This is a genomic window from Paraburkholderia sp. MM5384-R2 (assembly GCF_014201025.1).
GTDB classification, from domain to species: domain Bacteria; phylum Pseudomonadota; class Gammaproteobacteria; order Burkholderiales; family Burkholderiaceae; genus Paraburkholderia; species Paraburkholderia tuberum.
The window spans coordinates 74,300-89,947 of the sequence record NZ_JACHDI010000004.1; the positions used below are offsets into that span (position 1 = coordinate 74,300).

Annotated in this window: 15 protein-coding genes; 10 read left to right on the forward strand and 5 right to left on the reverse strand. The window is 62.4% G+C overall.

Annotated elements, in window-relative coordinates; translation table 11 throughout:
- Positions 1-10: 10 nt before the first annotated feature.
- The 5 genes from HDG37_RS08685 to HDG37_RS08705 all read right to left on the reverse strand — a co-directional run bounded on the left by HDG37_RS08685 (position 11) and on the right by HDG37_RS08705 (position 5,965).
- Positions 11-1,381, reverse strand: a complete 1,371-nt coding sequence (locus HDG37_RS08685) for a DUF1329 domain-containing protein (protein ID WP_184046127.1) — start codon at positions 1,379-1,381, stop codon at positions 11-13.
- A gap of 27 nt (positions 1,382-1,408) precedes the next feature.
- Positions 1,409-3,055, reverse strand: a complete 1,647-nt coding sequence (locus tag HDG37_RS08690) for a DUF1302 domain-containing protein (RefSeq protein ID WP_184046129.1) — start codon at positions 3,053-3,055, stop codon at positions 1,409-1,411.
- A gap of 56 nt (positions 3,056-3,111) precedes the next feature.
- Positions 3,112-4,224, reverse strand: coding sequence for an FAD-dependent oxidoreductase (locus tag HDG37_RS08695; protein ID WP_184046131.1), 1,113 nt, complete (start codon positions 4,222-4,224; stop codon positions 3,112-3,114).
- A 39-nt stretch (positions 4,225-4,263) separates the two neighbouring features.
- On the reverse strand, positions 4,264-5,193 hold the full coding sequence (locus HDG37_RS08700; protein ID WP_184046132.1) for a 3-keto-5-aminohexanoate cleavage protein: 930 nt from the start codon (positions 5,191-5,193) through the stop codon (positions 4,264-4,266).
- 103 nt (positions 5,194-5,296) lie between these two features.
- A complete protein-coding gene (locus tag HDG37_RS08705; protein ID WP_184046134.1) occupies positions 5,297-5,965 on the reverse strand; it encodes a FadR/GntR family transcriptional regulator in 669 nt (222 codons plus the stop codon).
- An 88-nt stretch (positions 5,966-6,053) separates the two neighbouring features.
- Between HDG37_RS08705 and HDG37_RS08710 the strand changes: the two genes are divergently transcribed.
- The 10 genes from HDG37_RS08710 (at position 6,054) to HDG37_RS08755 (ending at position 15,599) form a co-directional block, all read left to right on the forward strand.
- Positions 6,054-6,587, forward strand: a complete 534-nt coding sequence (locus HDG37_RS08710) for a YceI family protein (protein ID WP_184046136.1) — start codon at positions 6,054-6,056, stop codon at positions 6,585-6,587.
- A gap of 61 nt (positions 6,588-6,648) precedes the next feature.
- Positions 6,649-7,653 carry an ornithine cyclodeaminase family protein gene (locus HDG37_RS08715; protein ID WP_184046138.1) on the forward strand — a complete coding sequence of 335 codons (1,005 nt, stop codon included), beginning with the start codon at positions 6,649-6,651 and terminating at the stop codon, positions 7,651-7,653.
- A 25-nt stretch (positions 7,654-7,678) separates the two neighbouring features.
- On the forward strand, positions 7,679-8,689 hold the full coding sequence (locus tag HDG37_RS08720) for a dihydrodipicolinate synthase family protein (RefSeq protein WP_184046140.1): 1,011 nt from the start codon (positions 7,679-7,681) through the stop codon (positions 8,687-8,689).
- Positions 8,690-8,699: 10 nt separating this feature from the next.
- Positions 8,700-10,169, forward strand: a complete 1,470-nt coding sequence (locus tag HDG37_RS08725) for an NAD-dependent succinate-semialdehyde dehydrogenase (protein ID WP_184046142.1) — start codon at positions 8,700-8,702, stop codon at positions 10,167-10,169.
- A gap of 48 nt (positions 10,170-10,217) precedes the next feature.
- Positions 10,218-11,024 carry an SDR family NAD(P)-dependent oxidoreductase gene (locus tag HDG37_RS08730; protein WP_184046144.1) on the forward strand — a complete coding sequence of 269 codons (807 nt, stop codon included), beginning with the start codon at positions 10,218-10,220 and terminating at the stop codon, positions 11,022-11,024.
- Between the two features lie 2 nt (positions 11,025-11,026).
- Positions 11,027-11,470, forward strand: a complete 444-nt coding sequence (locus tag HDG37_RS08735; protein WP_184046146.1) for a hypothetical protein — start codon at positions 11,027-11,029, stop codon at positions 11,468-11,470.
- A gap of 4 nt (positions 11,471-11,474) precedes the next feature.
- The gene (locus HDG37_RS08740) at positions 11,475-13,151 is read left to right on the forward strand and encodes an FAD-binding oxidoreductase (RefSeq protein ID WP_184046148.1); all 1,677 of its coding nucleotides are present in this window, start codon (positions 11,475-11,477) and stop codon (positions 13,149-13,151) included.
- The gene (locus HDG37_RS08745; protein ID WP_221311940.1) at positions 13,148-13,492 is read left to right on the forward strand and encodes a cytochrome c; all 345 of its coding nucleotides are present in this window, start codon (positions 13,148-13,150) and stop codon (positions 13,490-13,492) included. Before HDG37_RS08740 ends, HDG37_RS08745 begins: the two co-directional genes overlap by 4 nt.
- Before the next feature lie 7 nt (positions 13,493-13,499).
- Complete coding sequence (locus tag HDG37_RS08750) at positions 13,500-14,324, forward strand: SDR family NAD(P)-dependent oxidoreductase (protein ID WP_184046150.1); 825 nt, start codon at positions 13,500-13,502, stop codon at positions 14,322-14,324.
- A 3-nt stretch (positions 14,325-14,327) separates the two neighbouring features.
- On the forward strand, positions 14,328-15,599 hold the full coding sequence (locus HDG37_RS08755; protein WP_184046152.1) for an NADH:flavin oxidoreductase: 1,272 nt from the start codon (positions 14,328-14,330) through the stop codon (positions 15,597-15,599).
- Positions 15,600-15,648 lie beyond the last annotated feature (49 nt).

Consider the following 15,648-nt stretch of genomic DNA (forward strand, 5'->3'; position numbering starts at 1 on the left):
GATGTGACGGTTAGCGCACGCTCTCGCCCGCCATGTTCTCCGGTGCGAAGAACGATTCCGGATAGCGGGTCGCGTTGACCTTGTATTGCATCTTCTGCTCGGCGCCGAGCTCCATCGCGACGTAGCTGCCGGCCGACAGGTCGTAGGCGCCGAAGCCGAAGGCGATCTCGCCGGGTACGTCGGGCATGGCGACCGGGGTCGAGTAAGCCATTCGCCACAGCTTGTCGTTGGCATCGTAGCGGTCGGCCAGCACAGCCAGCCAGCTGTCCTCATCGACGTAGTAGACCGACCTCTTCGAGGTATGGCGCTCGCCCGATTTCAGCGTGGCTTCCACTACCCAGACACGGTGCAGTTCCCAGCGGATGTAATCGGGGTTGAGGTGATGCGCGCCGAGGATGTCGCTGTCGCTGGCGGCCGTCAGCACACGGTTGGAGTTGTAGGGGATATACATCTCCTTCTTGCCGATCAGTTTCCAGTCGAAGCGGTCCATGCGACCGTTGAAGGTTTCGATCTCGTCGAACGACAACACGCCGGCGGCGGCCGGGGTTGGCGTGTCGCAGCAGGCGTTGGGCAGTTTGCGCACGCGACGCTGGCCCACCAGGTAAACCCAGGTGTTGGTGTTGGATTCGTCGATGGTCTGGTGGCCGATGATCGCTTCGCCCGCGCGGATGGCCGGGCCGTGAGTGTCGAGGCGCACCATCCAGTAGTCGTCGCCGCGTTTGTCTGACGGTGCGTCCTTGAAGTAATAGGGCGTGTTGTTCTGCTGGGTGACGTCCGAAAGCAGCACGGGTTTGCCGTCGGCCGTGACCTGCCAGTTGTGCGCGGTCTTGACCCAGGACTCGCTGCGCCAGCGCAGTTTGTGATTCAGCATGACTTCCGCGCCGTTCTTGGGGATCGGGAACGGAATGCCGCCGTACCCGCCCTTGGGAACCGGCCCCGCGCTGGAGTCACTCAGCGTGACTCGCGTCGCGTTCTGGAAGGTGTTGTCGTACACATACTGCGGCGCGGCGGCGGAGCGGTGCGTCGGGTAGACGTCGAGGCGATAGCTGTCGGGGTATTTCTTCAGTAGCGCCTTGACGCCCTCGGCCAGCTTATCGGCGTACTGATCCATGTTCTTCGCGGTGATCTGCAGGATCGGCTTTTCGTTGGCGAAGGGATCAGGGCGGCGGCCGCCGCTCTTGAATCCCGGGGTGGGTGTGGTCAGACCGCCGGTCCAGGCCGGGATGGTGCCGTCCTTGTTGCCGGCCTTTTCGGCGCCGAACGGCGTCAGGTCGCTTTTCAGGTGAGCGGCTTCGTCCGCAGTGACGGCGGCCTGGGCGGGGGCGACTACGGCCACGGCGAAAAGCACCGTGGCGACGCGGGCGAGTGTCTGGAATTCCATGAATTGCTCCTCTTTTGCCTTGTTGAATCACAACGTGCGACTGATGGACAGCGCGACGAAGTCGCGGTCTTTCATGAACTGTCCGTAGGTGAAAGTCGGAGGAAAGCCGTTCATCATCGTGGCGGCCGGGCCGTAGAAGTGCGTGTAGTTCAGGCTGAAGCGCCACACGTCGAGATAGCTGCCCTTCAAACCGATGCTCATGTCGCCGCCATTGGTTGCCGGCAGCGAGGGGCCCAACGCTTGCGAGCGCGAGCCGCGTGGGCTCCAGCCGAGGCCAAGCGGCACGCTGATGTCGAGGCCCGGCAGCACCTGGCGGTAGGTCGGCTCCAGCACCATGCGGAATGCCCAGGCGTCGCGCGTGGAGTTGGGATCGAGCGCCTGGGGATTCTTCGTCACTGACAGCACGCGGTTCCACATGACTTCGGCGGTCAGCGACGCTTCGCGCGCCAGCGGCGACGAAGGCAGCGTCCAAAGCGTGCTGGCGTTCATGTGGGCGGTGCGTCCAACGGCATAGGCGGGATTGCCGCTGTTGTCGTTGGCGGCCGTGCCGGTCAACGCGGACACATCATTGGAGCCGGTGGAGGCCAGATCCTGGTTGTTACGGATCGATGCCTCGATCGCCACCTGGATGTCGCCAAAGGTGTGCGAGGCGCTGGCGCCCAGAGCGGTGATCCCCTCGTGGTAGACCAGGTGGTAGTTGGTCGGCACGCCGGCGGCCCCGATGTCATTGACGATCTGCGGGCTCTTACTGTTGAAGCGTACGGCGTACAGCCCGAAGTCGGTATCGAGCGCCGAGAAACGCACTTGCAGGCCGCCCTGGCCGCTGTTCTTCGCGTCCTGGTTTGCACCACGAAGCAACGGGTTGGGAGAGCCGGGGATGTACATACCTTCACCGCCCTCGGGCATGAAATCCAGGCCAGAGAAGTAGCTGCCCGCGGGGGGCAGGCGGTTGGCTTTCCAGGTGAACTGGTAGTATGCGCCCACCGAAACGGCGGGCGTCAGTTGCCACTGCGCCGACAGTTGCGGAACGGGCAGTATCGCTTCCTTGAACTGCGTGCTCGGCACGGAGGCCAGCTTGATGGCGTCGATGGGGGCCATCGCGCCGGCAATGGCGTTGATGCCGAAGAACAGGCTTTCGCCCCACTGTGCCGAGTGCTGACCGGCACGCACGTTCAGACGCGTGCTGCCGATGTCGATTCCGCCGAACATGAAGGCATCCAACAGTTCAACGTCGCGGCCCTGGAGAGTGCGGGTCGTGGGGTTGAAGGTGTTATAGGCGCCCGAAAAGCGGTTGGACGTACCCGGAGAATTGTTATCGTTATACGTGTTGTAGACGCTGTCGTACCAGGCCGCGCCACTGACACGAAAGCCATAGCGCTGCGCATAGACCACGTCGAGCTCGCTCAACCAGTCCACGCGGTTGGAAATCAGGCCCGGTTTGAAGTTGCGATTGCCATCGTCCGTGTTGGCGGAAAACACGTTGCCGGTGAGGAGTGACTCGTCCTGACCATGCACTCGGAAGGCATTGCTGTACTTCAGCGTGTTGTCCCAGCGGACGGAAAGATCGTCATTGCCAGTGTCGATATTGAAAGCATGCGCTTGGGGCGTGGCGCAGACCGCCGCCGCCAATGCCAGCATGCTCATGCGATGATTGGGTTTCTTGCAGTGTTCCACCGTTTGTCTCCTCTACCGTGTCGTGTTGTGGTGGCTAGTGCTGCCTGTTCGGCTTCCTAAATTGATTCGCCGAGAAATTTGTAGGTGTCCAACAGCAACGCTGCAGTTCTCTGCGCGTTACCGACCGGGTCTTCGCGCTCCCAACGCGAAATCTGGAACGACGCCTCCCAGACGCGTTTGACGCGCGGGATGCGGCGGCTGCTGTAGGTCTCGAGCGCCTGCGCGGCAGTGCCCGGAGCGGCGAGGCACTCGGCGAGCACCACCGCATCTTCGATAGCCATGCCGCCGCCGGAGGTGAGCTGCGGGGTCGGCGCGTGCGCGGCGTCGCCCAACAACACCACGCGGCCCTTGTGCCACCACGGGCCGGGCATCAGGCGCGCGTCGAACGGGCGGAACAGCACCTGCCTGGGGTTAGTGAGTTGCTCGATCGCCTGACGGATGAGTGGCGCGGTGTAGGCCGCGAGGCGGTCCTTCAGCAGCACGTCCAGCTTGTCGCCCTGCATATGCAGCGGCTTATCGCTGTTTTCGAGGATGAACAGGTAGCAGCCGTCGCTCGAGGTCGGGATTGCGCCGACGCCAGCACCGTTGTGGCGGAACAGCCAGAAGCCGTCGTGCTCAGGCAGGCGGGGTGCCGAGAAGCGCCAGCAGCTTTGACCGACGAACTCGGCGTCGTACTCGGCACCGAACACCTTGTGGCGGATCTTCGAATAGGCGCCGTCGGCGCCCACCACGACGTCGTATTCACCTCGCTCGCCGTTGCTGAAAACGACCTTGACGCGATCGCCCAGATCTTCGAGTTCGGTTACGGTAGTGCCGTATTCGATCTTCGCGCCGGCTCCGGCCGCGGCGCTTTCGAGAACATGCGCCAAGTCAGGACGCTTGATGCCGATACCGGGTGGCGTGGGATTCTCGCTGATCTGGTTGCCCGCGGCGTCGAACTGGCGAAAGTGATCGATTTGCTGCCCGTACTCCAGGCAGGGCTCGGCCAGCTCGACCCGGTGCATCGCACGCATCGTGTTGTGCAGCAGGCAGATACCTGTGCCGGCAACCGCGCTTTTCGGCGCGATGTCCACGCAGTGGGTCTTGATCCCGGCGCGTGCCAGGGCGTACGCGGTCATGGCCCCGCCGATACCAGCGCCCACGATCAGGACGCTTTTCACGTCTGACATGATTGTTGTCTCCAGTTGTTTTTTTGCTTGGAAGGTGAGTTAGAAGGCAACTTCTTTCTTGCCTTTCAACTGCAGCAACTGCCGCACTTCGTCGGGTTTGGCGATTTCCAGCCCCAACTCGGTCAGGATGTTGCGGATCTTGCGCACCTGTTCGGCGTTGGACTGTGCCAGCTCGCCACGCCCGATGTAGAGACTGTCTTCAAGGCCGACACGCACGTTGCCGCCGAGAATTGCCGACATCGTCGCCAGCGGCATCTGGCTCTTCCCCGCAGCGAGGATCGACCAGTGGTAGTCGTTGCCGAGCAGGCGGTCAGCAGTGCGCTTCTGGTGCATCAGGTCTTCGGGGTGGGCGCCTTGCGCACCGCGCAGCCCGAACACGCTCTGCACGAACAGCGGCGGCTTCACCAGACCGCGTTCGAGGAAGTAGGCCAGCGTGTACAGGTGGCCGACGTCATAGCATTCGAACTCGAAGCGCGTGCCACCTGCCTGACCGATGTTGGCCAGGATCCATTCGATGTCCTCATATGTGTTGCGGAATATCATTCCGCGCGTCGACTCCAGGAAGGGCTGTTCCCAGTCGTGCTTCCACGCGCGATCCTTTTGCGCCATCTCGGACAGGACCAGGTTGATCGAGCCCATATTGAGCGAGCACATCTCGGGTTTGAGCACGCGGCCGGCTTCGGCGCGTTCGGCGATCGGCATGCTGGGGCCGCCGCCGCCGGTGGAAATGTTGATGACCGCGTCGGTGCTGTCCTTGATCTTGCCAACGAACTGGCGGAAGACGTCGGGGCTGCCTGTGGGTTTGCCGGTGATGGGGTCGCGCGCGTGCAGGTGAATGATGGCCGCGCCGGCCTCGACGGCCTCGATGGAGTGCTGGGCGATTTCCTCGGGCGTCACCGGCAGGTGCGGTGACATCGAAGGGGTGTGGGCGCCACCCGTGATGGCGCAGGTGATGATGACCTTCTTCATCCACGTCTCCTATCTTTATATACAGATCGAGTCGTATCGTTTCACAAAGAAGTGAACCGGTCAATCGAAAATGACGCTGATATTCGCAGGGGGTAGGTAGGTGCTAACGTTGGCCGAACAGGCGGGTACGTACCGAGCGCAAATGCTCGCGCATGGCCTGCTCGGCGTGGTCGGGGTTGTGCGCGCGAATGGCGTCGACCAGCTTGCGATGCTCGTTGTCGGTGTCCTGGCGCGGCTCGCTCATCGGGGAGTAAACCGCCTCGATGCGCGAGTCGAGGTTGACCTGCATCTGGGTGCGCACGGTGCCGTACAGCATCAGCAGGAGCGCGTTGTGCGTGGCTTCCGCGATGGCGCGATGCAGGCGCTCGTCGAGGCGCTTCCACTGTATGAAAGGCTTCGCGGTTTGCATCTCTGATAGGCACTGCTCCAGCACTGCAATGTCAGCCGCGGTGGCGTGAATGGCTGCCTGCGCGGCCAGTTGAGGTTCCAGCACCAGACGAGCGTCCAGCAGATCGTCGAGGCTGATCGCGGCGGAAAGGCTGGCGTCGTCAGCGCGTATCTGGCGCGGGCCGATGAAGGTGCCTTTGCCAACATGCCGCCAGATCAGGCCTTCGCTTTCCAGTCGTTTGAGTACCGTGCGCAGCCGCCCTCGCGAGATACCCAAGGCTTCGCAAAGTTTGGGCTCAGGAGGCAGGCGCGAGTCGTCTGCAGTGCTGGCACGGGTCTCGATGTAGTTGCGCAACCGGACCACATCGTCGTCGATCAGATTCATGGTAGTAGATTGATGCATATTATCTCGGCGAATGATACATAATTCGGCCCAATTTGCCTTCATCGTTTTCCAAAACAGGAGCAATCCAATGACAGAACTGGCCGCGTGGGTGCTCGACCCAGCGCACACCCATATTGGTTTCTCGGTCAGCCATCTGGGGCTGACTCGCACACCGGGCGTGTTCAAACGCTTTGCTGCGCAACTGCGGTTCAACGATCAGAACGTCGAGGCCTCCAGCGTGAAGTTCGAGGTCGAGACCGCTTCGATCGATACGGCTCTGGAGATGCGCGACGAACATCTGCGCCGTGCCGACTGGTTCGATGTGGACGCGCACCCAAACGCCATATTCGTGTCCCACACGGTGCGACGAGGCGATGAGGATCGCTATGTGATCGATGGCGAATTGTCTCTGCGGGGCGTTACGCTGCCGGTGAGGTTCGACGCCACGCTGACGGGCCGAGCGATCAACCCGTGGACGCAAATGCCCGTGATCGGATTCGAGGCAGTCGCCACCATCAGTCGTAGCGCGTACGGTATGGACGCTTTTCCCGCGGCACTTTCTGACGGTGTGCGACTGAAAATCGGAACGGAGTTGACGGTTGCAAATGATGCCAATCAATAAAGGAATTGACGAACCGTTTATTGCCAATTAAGCTGGCCCGACATCCACGAGTGGCATCATCATGACGACATCTCATTCCCCTGTTTTCGTTTCAAGCGATACGGCACGATCCGTATTCATATGGAAAGACGCGATATCAGCTCTGCAAGCCGCCTATTCTCAACCCGTCCCGCCCCAGTCCACGCCGGCTCGCAGCGTGGCCGCCGTCGGCAAGACCTGGTTGCGCACGCTATCAGCCGTACCGGTGGGCGGGCGCTACTACGGCGCCAAGGTTATGGGCGCGGCGATGGGCAGCACGCATCCCGCGGTGGAATACCTGATCGTCCTGTTCGACCGTGAAACAAGCCGCATTGCGGGTCTGGTCGACGGCGCACTGGTGACGGGTTTCCGGACCGCGGCGACCTCGGCGGCCGCGCTCGATCGCCTCGCACCTCGGCGCCCGGCACGCCTCGCCGTACTGGGCAGTGGACTCGAAGCCTCGATGCATGTGCGCGCCATCGCCAGCGTGCGCGAGCTCACCGAAATCGTGGTGTTCAGTCCTACGCCCGAGAAGCGCGCCGCATTCGCCGAGGCCGCGACGCGCGACCTCGGCGTGCCGGCACGCGGCGTTGCCTCGGGTCAGGAGGCGGTGGACGGCGCCGGGCTGGTGTTGTGCGCGGCCCGTTCGCACGGCGAGCTTCCCATCCTGTATGGCGACTGGCTCGCGCCCGAGGCCACCATTGTTTCCATCGGTTCCACCGTGCCCTCGCAACGTGAGATCGACCCGTCGGTCGTGGAGCACAGCGACGTCATCGTGTGCGACATGCTGGAAGAAGTGCTGGAAGAAACCGGCGACATGCTCGCCGCCAGAGAGGCAGGTATCGCCTTCCGCGACAAGTCCTTCAGCATGGTCGACCTGATGAGCGGCAAGCTCGAAGAGCAATTGCGTGGCGCGCAAAGGCGCATGTTCAAGTCGGTCGGCGGCGGCCTGCAGGACATCGTGGTCGCGGAACTGATCCTGACCCGCGCGCTGGAAATGGGCTTGGCAACGAGCCTGCCGATCGAATTCGAAAGCAAGAGCATCTGAACCACCAACACGGAGAACACGCATCATGGCCAGTTATACGAGGAAGGAAGCCCGCGAATGGGCGCGACAAGCGCTAGTCGGCGTCGCCAACGTCACGATTCCGACGATGACCAACGACTTCAAGCACATCAACGAGAAGGCGATTCGCCACGACGTGCGCCTGTCCATCGAACATGGCTTCATCGGCTCGCTGGCAGTGTCCGAAGTGCCGCTGTCGCTGGAAGAGCATGACCAGTTCCAGCAAATCATGGTCGACGAGGCCAACGGCAAACTCCTCGTCGTGCACCACGCCGCTTTCAACACGCTGGAAGACAACATCGCGGCAGTCAAGCGCGCCGAAGCCAATGGCGCCGATCTGGTGCTGCTCGGCTACCCGCCGCACTTCTATCCGAAATCGCTGGACGAGGTGTACGAATACAGCAAGGCCGTCTGCGACGCGACCAACCTCGGCGTGATCATCTTCCCGGTGCCGACCTGGGGCTTTGGCCGCCTGCATCCAGCCGACATTCCGGTGGCGGTACTGCGCAAGCTGGTCGACAACTGCCCGAACGTAGTGGCGATCAAAGCCGAGGGCGGCATGCCGTACTTCATGTCGGCCATCGAAGTGCATCGTCATTTCCACAAGGAAGTGGTGATCTCCTCGCCGCTGGAATACGAATACATCCCGCTGGCGCAGGTCCTCGATATCCCGTTTTGCGGCACCAATTACAGCGCCTTCTTCGGTCCGTGGATTCCGCGCGCGCACAAGCTGATCCGCGAAGGCAGGTACGACGAGGCGACCGATCTGTACTACAAGCTCGAGCCGATGCGTCGTGCGGTGTCCACGCTGGGCTTCGGCGGTCAGGGCTTGTCCAACCGCCTGTTGTGGAAGTACCAGAGCTGGCTGCAGGGCTACAACGGTGGGCCTATCCGCCACCCGACCGCGCGCGTGCACGGTAAGGACATGGCGCTGCTGAGAAACGCCACGCAAGCGGCGGGTCTCAACCCGACCAGTTCTCCGGACGAGGAATTCTTCATCGGCCGCAATCCAGTCTGAGGTATAGCTCATGAGTGACGTGACAAAACTGCCCCTGAAGGATCCGGACCTTCTGCGCGAGGCGATGCTGATCGACGGCAAGTGGGTGCAGGCCGACAGCTGCCAGAGCATCGATGTCGTCAACCCCGCCACCGGCGAGCTGGTGGCGCGCGTGCCTAACGGCGGCGCAGCCGAAACGAGGCGCGCCATCGACGCGGCCGAGCGCGCGATGCGTGGTTGGCGCAAGACCTTGCCGAAGGAACGCGCAAAGGTGCTGCGCAAGCTCTACGAACTGATGCTCGAGCATATCGAGGACCTGGCCGTCATCATGACGGCCGAACAGGGCAAGCCGCTGGTCGAGTCGCGCGGCGAAATCCTCTACGCCGCGGGTTTCATCGAGTGGTACTCGGAAGAAGCGCGCCGCGTCTATGGCGACATCATTCCGCAGAATGTCGACGGTCGCCGCATCCTGGCGCTGAAGGCGCCGATCGGCGTGTTCGCGGCGATCACGCCGTGGAACTTTCCGTCGGCGATGATCACGCGCAAGGCCGGTCCGGGATGGGCCGTAGGCTGCGCGGGCGTCATCAAGCCAGCGAGCCAGACACCTCTGTCGGCCCTGGCGCTGGCCGTGCTGGCCGAACGCGCCGGCCTTCCGCCGGGTGTGTGCAACGTGGTCACCGGGTCGGCCCGCGCCATCGGCGGCGAACTGACGGCCAATCCGATCGTGCGCAAGCTCTCGTTCACCGGCTCCACCGAAGTGGGAGCGCAGTTGCTGGCTCAATGCGCGCCGACCATCAAGAAGACCAGCATGGAGCTGGGCGGCAACGCGCCTTTCATCGTGTTCGACGACGCCGACGTGGACGCCGCCGTAAAAGGCGCCATGGCCGCGAAATACCGCAACACCGGACAAGCCTGCGTTGCGGCCAACCGCCTGCTGGTGCAGTCCGGCATCTACGACGCGTTCGCCAGGAAGCTGGCCGAGGCCACGGCCGCGCTGAAGGTCGGCAACGGTATGGAGGATGGCGTGGTGCAAGGGCCGCTGATCAACGAGGACGCGGTGCTCAAGGTCGAGCAACATATCGCCGACGCGGTGGCCAAGGGCGCCCGCGTGGCCGCGGGCGGCAAGCGGCACCGGTTGGGCGGCTTCTTCTTCGAGCCTACTGTGCTGACCGACGTGCCGCACGATGCTCTGATTTTCAGCGATGAAACTTTCGGTCCGGTGGCGCCGCTGTTTCGCTTCGAGACCGAGGCGGAAGCGATCGCTCTGGCCAACGACACGCCGTTCGGCCTCGCCTCGTATCTCTATGCACGCGACGTGGGCCGCATCTTCCGCGTCGTCGAAGAGCTCGAGTTCGGCATGGTCGGTGTCAACGAGGGCATGATCTCGACCGAGGTCGCGCCATTCGGCGGCGTGAAGGCGTCCGGTCTTGGACGTGAAGGCTCCAGGTATGGCGTCGACGATTATCTGGAGATCAAGTACGTCGCGCTTGGGGGTATTTAATATACGATACGAGTTGTATATATAAAATAACGACCAGGGAGACACGAGATGTACAAGGCTCTAAATCTCGAGGGCAAGGTCGCCATTGTCACCGGAGGGGCGGGCGGTATCGGCCAGGCCACCGTCGACCTGATGATCGGCCGTGGCGCGCGCGTCGCGATTGCGGACATTGCTGTGGATCGCGCGCAAGTGCTTGCTGCCAGCTATGGCGATGCCGCGATCGCCGTCGGCATGGATCTCACCGACGAGGCCTCGATCAAGGCCATGATCGCGCGCGCGGTCGAACATTTCGGCCGCCTCGACATCCTGCACAACAACGCCACCGCGGTCGGCCAGCAACTGGTCGCCGCCGACAACGGTATCGGCGAAATGGCGACCGAAATCTGGGACACCTTCTTCAACACCAATTGCCGCGGCACCATGATCGTCACCCGCGAAGCGCTGCCGCACCTGATCAGGAGCGGTAGTGGCGCGATCGTCAACACCGTGTCCGGCATGGCTTTGCAGGGCAACATCCGCTTCCACGCGTATAGCGCGACCAAGGCCGCGATGATGCAGATGACCCGCGCCGTGGCCACCGCCTACGGGCGCAAGGGCGTGCGCTGCAATGCGGTCGCGCCAGGCCTCGTGATGACCGAAACGGTGGCCAAGGATTTCCCCGCGGCGATGCTCAAGCTGGTGCTGGATGAAACGCCGCGTGAGCGTGTCGGCGCACCGGAAGACATCGCCGAAGCGGTCGCGTTCCTGGCCTCGGATGCAGCGCGCAATATCACCGGGCAGACGCTCGTTGCCGATGGTGGCGTGTCGATCCACATTCCTGGCTTTTCCGCCTACCGTGAATTTTTCGGAGATTGAGCATGGGTATCGAGGGTTTCCGTATTAGCCGCCGCTCGCTGCTCATCACCACCGGCAACGCCGCGGCGTTGGCTGCGGTGGGGCACCTTTCGCTGTTTTCCGCTGCCGCCGCAACTTCGTCGTCCGCGCGAGAGCCGAGTCTTTCCGACATCCGCTACATCGTCACGGATAGTCGTTATGCGCAAAGTCTGGCGCACGCGAAGGCGCTGGCAGCACCGGACGGCAAGACACTTGACGTCACCGACGGCCTGACCCGGCTGTGGCAGGTGCACCTGCAACCGCTATGGCAACAGCGCGAAGGCGCCGTTGCGGGCCTGACCACGCGCGCGGTCTGGCAGTGCCTCGCCGAGCAGGCACGCAGTCACGCGCTGCGCACCCGCGTACTGACTCAGTTCGCTGACAACAATGGTCACCCCGACAACCTCGTTTCCTGGATCATCGCGTGACACCATGAAAACCCCACAGAACGTATCTCCAGAAGTTTTCGTCACGGCACTGCAGGAATTCGCGACGGTCGTCGGCAAAGATTGGGTGCTCACCAGCGACGAAGATCTGTTTCCGTACAAGGACGCCTATTCGCCGTTGCGCGACATACCGGAAGACCGCAGCGCTTCTGCCGCTGTCGCTCCGGCCTCGGTCGAAGAAGTGCAAGCGGTGGTGCGCATCGCCAACAGGTACAAGATCCCGCTGTACGCCATTTCCACCGGCAAGAACCTCGGCTACGGCGGTTCGGCGCCGAACCATTCCGGCAGCGTGGTGCTCGACCTCAAGCGCATGAATCGCATCATCGAGGTCAGCGAGAGCAATGCCTATGCGATCGTCGAACCGGGCGTCAGCTATTTCGATCTGTACAACTACATTCGTCAAAAAGGCCTGAACCTGTGGCTCGATGTGGCAGACCCGGGCTGGGGCAGTGTGATGGGCAACGCGCTGGACCACGGAGTCGGGCACACTCTGTCGCGCTTTCGCAATCACTTCGACGCGCATTGCGGCATGGAAGTGGTGCTGGCCAATGGTGAGTTGGTGCGCACCGGCATGGGCGCGCTTCCCGGATCCACGACCTGGGCGCAGTACCGGCATGGCATGGGGCCGGTGGTGGACGGCATTTTCTCGCAGTCCAACTTCGGTGTTGTCACCAAGATCGGCATGTGGCTGATGCCGGCGCCGGAAGCCTTCATGGAGGGCATGATCTTCGCCCCGCGCTATGAGGATCTGCACCCGCTGGTCGAATTGCTCAAATATGCGGAAAACACTGGCCTGGCTCCTGGTACACCGGAGTTGCTGAGTCCCTTGCTTGGCGTCAGCAACAAGACGAAAAACCTCGTCGACGCTTTCTACAAGGGGCCGCCGCAATTGCCGCATCAGCAGGCCGATCTCGTCGCCCAATCCAGGGTTGGTTATTCCAGTGAACTGGCGAAGTATGGCGCGGACAACAGGATTCCGTACTGGGGCCTGAGCCTCAAGTTCTACGGTCCATCGAAAGTTGTCGCTGCGCAGTGGGAAGCGGTGAAGGAGCTGGCGAGCAAGTCGATCAAGAACGTCGTCTTCCAGGATGACCCAATCCAGACGGATCCGCACAAGGCTGCAAATGAATGGACGTTCTATCCGCAGGACGTGGGCGTGCCGAACATGGATTTCTTCGGCATGGGCACACGTGCAGGCGGCAATCCGAATCCGATGCGCGGCCACATGTGGTTCTCGCCGGTGATTCCGCAAACTGCCGACGGCATCCTTGAAGCCAACCGCGTGTTCGACAAAGCCGCCCGCACGATTCCCGCGTTGCAGAAGGTGCCGATCTGGAACCTGCGGCCGTTCGCGCTGCCTGCGCCGTTCTACGAACGCAATTTCCTGTTCATCGTCGGCTTCCCGATTACCGACGACAAGGAATTGAACAAGTCCATCGTCAAGGCTTATCGCACTCTGCTCGACATCGGTGCGCAGCATGGCTGGGGCGAATACCGCTGCCATCCGGAGTTCCAGGATCAGGCCATGGGCCTGTATTCGTTCAACAACAACAGCCTGCTGCGTCTGCACGAAACCATCAAGGACGCGATTGATCCGAACGGCATCCTGTCTCCGGGCCGTTATGGCATCTGGCCGAAGAACCTGCGGAAAAACGCGAAATGATGAAGAACCTTGACACGATATTGCTGGCGGCGATGGTGACTTGGGCCAGTTCCGCCATGGCCGATGACGGCGCCATCCTGGCCCGGGGCAAGCATGTCTTCAACCAGTGGTGCGCATCCTGCCACGGCGTGGGCAATCACATGGCAGGCACCGCGTCGCTGGCGGCCAAGTACAGCGGCAGCATCCCGGCCGCACTGGAAGAACGCACGGACCTCAATCCGGACTTCATCCGCTATTTCGTGCGCAACGGCGTGCTGATCATGCCGGCTTTCCGCAAGACCGAAGTCAGCGACACCGATCTGGCCGCATTAGCGGCTTATCTTAGCCATCCGACAAAGTAGAGACATCGTGACGAACTACGCAGACAAAATCAGCAGCGGTCCATGCGCGGGCCGCCTGCAAGACAAAGTGGCGCTCGTGACGGGTGCCGGAGGCGGTCAGGGCCAGGTCGTATCGCTGCTGTTCGCCGAAGCAGGCGCCACGGTGTGTGCCAGCGACGTCAATCCGGCCACCCTGGAACAGACGCGCGCCCTCGCGGAGCAGCGCGGCTTGACGATCGACATTGCCACGGTGGATGCGTCCTCGCCGGAGCAGGTGAATGGCTGGATCGACGGCGTAATGCAAAAGCACGGCCGCATCGATGTGCTTTATAACAACGGTGCCGGCGTGCACATGGCGCCGTTCGATCAGATGACTTTCGAGCAGTGGAAGGAAACCATTCGCCTCGAACTGGACGTCATCTACCTGCCGACCAAGGCGGTCTGGCCGATCATGAGCAAACAGAAGAGCGGCTCGATCATCAACATCGCGTCCTGCGCCGGCATGCTGGCTGCAGAGGGATTGGGCACCACCGCGCACGCGGCGGGCAAGGGCGGCGTGATTGCATTGACCCGGCAGTTGTCGCTGGAAGGCGCGCCGTACTGGATCCGGGTGAACTGCATTTCACCCGGCCCCATCATGGGTCCCGCATTGCAGCGTCCCTACGACGAAAGCCCGTATTTCCGCAAGCTGTTCGACAGCACGCCGTCGCTCGATAGGCACGGTTATCCGCTCGATATTGCGTACGCGGGCTTGTTTCTGGCTTCCGACGAATCAACCTTCATTACCGGTGTCAATCTGCCGATCGACGGCGGCGCCACCAGCAAGGTCGGCGCGATGATGGCAAGGAGCTAAATCTTGACAACGACCAACGTGCTTGCGAGTCCCCTCAAGATCAACAACCTGGAAATCAGGAACCGCATCATCCTCGGGCCGATGGCCGTGCTGCGTCCAACTGCAGACGGCCGGCCGAGCGATCAGACCATCGCATTTCTGACGCGGCGTGCCGAGGGTGGGGTGGGGCTGATCATCGTCGGCGGTTCCGTGGCGACCGAGCGGGCGTGGCGCGAATCGCCGTTCTCCCCAAACGTGCGTTTCGACAAGGATGAGTTCGTTCCGGATCTCAAGCGGCTAACGGACGCCGTGCATGCGTACGGCACGCCGATCTTCGCGCAGTTGTTCCCGAGCTTCGGGCGAATGGGTGTACCCCGCAACGGTAACTGGATTTCGTCGGCCAGCCCGAAGCCGGTGAATATGGGCGCGGGCGGCTTGCCAGATAACCTTTATATTCCGGGCGGCCGCGTAACACCACTGCCGAAAGAGGCTTCGATTGCGGAGATCAAGGAGCTTGAGGCCGCGGTCGTTTCCGCAGCGCGCCGCGCGCAGGCAGCCGGCTTCGACGGTGTCGAGATTGGCGCGCACATGTGCTATTTCTACTCTTCGTTTATTTCACCTCTGTCGAACCAGCGTACGGACGAATACGGCGGCTCGGCCGAAAACCGCGCGCGGGCGCTGCGCGATGCGGTCGCTGCGGTGCGCGCCGAGGTAGGCCCCGGTTATCCGCTCGGTATCCGTATGAGTGTCAATGACCACATGCCTGGCGGCCAGGGACCGGAGGGTTTCGCTGAAGTGGCCGCGCACATCGTCGAGGCCGGGGTGGATTTCATTTCGCTCAGCGAGGGCAACTACGAGTCCATGGGCGAGAATGTCACGAGCATCTCCGGCAACATGCTCGCGCACGGCGAGCCGCAGGCATTCCGCAAGGCGCTGGGTCCAGACGTCCGCTTGTTCCTTTCCAGTACGCCCGATCCGAAGCAGGCCGCCGAGGCCATCGATGCCGGTCATGCCGACGCGAGCATGCTCGCCCGCCAGATGCTGGCTGACCCTGACTACGCCGTGAAAGTGATCGAGGGTCGCGAGCAGCAGATCGTGTGGTGCGACCATGCAAATTCCTGCCTGCGCCGGCTGATCCTCAACGTTCCAATTGCTTGCCACAAGAATCCCGGAATGGGCCGCGAGGACCCAGGCGCCAAACGTTCCAGCTTCGCCCAGGAGGCTATCGTGTGGGCCGCCGGTAATCGGACGCTGATGACCCTGGCCGACAAGCTGGCGCGCATGAAGCAAAGATAAGCCAACGCGGACAGCGGGATCCCCTCGTGATCAACTGGGCACCCGCGCC

What these genes read in the sequence shown, in the direction of transcription:
- HDG37_RS08685 (WP_184046127.1), bottom strand. Translation starts at nt 1,381, where the DNA reads ATGGAATTCCAGACACTCGCCCGCGTCGCCACGGTGCTTTTCGCCGTG.
- HDG37_RS08695 (WP_184046131.1), bottom strand. Translation starts at nt 4,224, where the DNA reads ATGTCAGACGTGAAAAGCGTCCTGATCGTGGGCGCTGGTATCGGCGGG.
- HDG37_RS08700 (WP_184046132.1), bottom strand. Translation starts at nt 5,193, where the DNA reads ATGAAGAAGGTCATCATCACCTGCGCCATCACGGGTGGCGCCCACACC.
- HDG37_RS08705 (WP_184046134.1), bottom strand. Translation starts at nt 5,965, where the DNA reads ATGAATCTGATCGACGACGATGTGGTCCGGTTGCGCAACTACATCGAG.
- HDG37_RS08710 (WP_184046136.1), top strand. Translation starts at nt 6,054, where the DNA reads ATGACAGAACTGGCCGCGTGGGTGCTCGACCCAGCGCACACCCATATT.
- HDG37_RS08715 (WP_184046138.1), top strand. Translation starts at nt 6,649, where the DNA reads ATGACGACATCTCATTCCCCTGTTTTCGTTTCAAGCGATACGGCACGA.
- HDG37_RS08720 (WP_184046140.1), top strand. Translation starts at nt 7,679, where the DNA reads ATGGCCAGTTATACGAGGAAGGAAGCCCGCGAATGGGCGCGACAAGCG.
- HDG37_RS08725 (WP_184046142.1), top strand. Translation starts at nt 8,700, where the DNA reads ATGAGTGACGTGACAAAACTGCCCCTGAAGGATCCGGACCTTCTGCGC.
- HDG37_RS08730 (WP_184046144.1), top strand. Translation starts at nt 10,218, where the DNA reads ATGTACAAGGCTCTAAATCTCGAGGGCAAGGTCGCCATTGTCACCGGA.
- HDG37_RS08735 (WP_184046146.1), top strand. Translation starts at nt 11,027, where the DNA reads ATGGGTATCGAGGGTTTCCGTATTAGCCGCCGCTCGCTGCTCATCACC.
- HDG37_RS08740 (WP_184046148.1), top strand. Translation starts at nt 11,475, where the DNA reads ATGAAAACCCCACAGAACGTATCTCCAGAAGTTTTCGTCACGGCACTG.
- HDG37_RS08745 (WP_221311940.1), top strand. Translation starts at nt 13,148, where the DNA reads ATGATGAAGAACCTTGACACGATATTGCTGGCGGCGATGGTGACTTGG.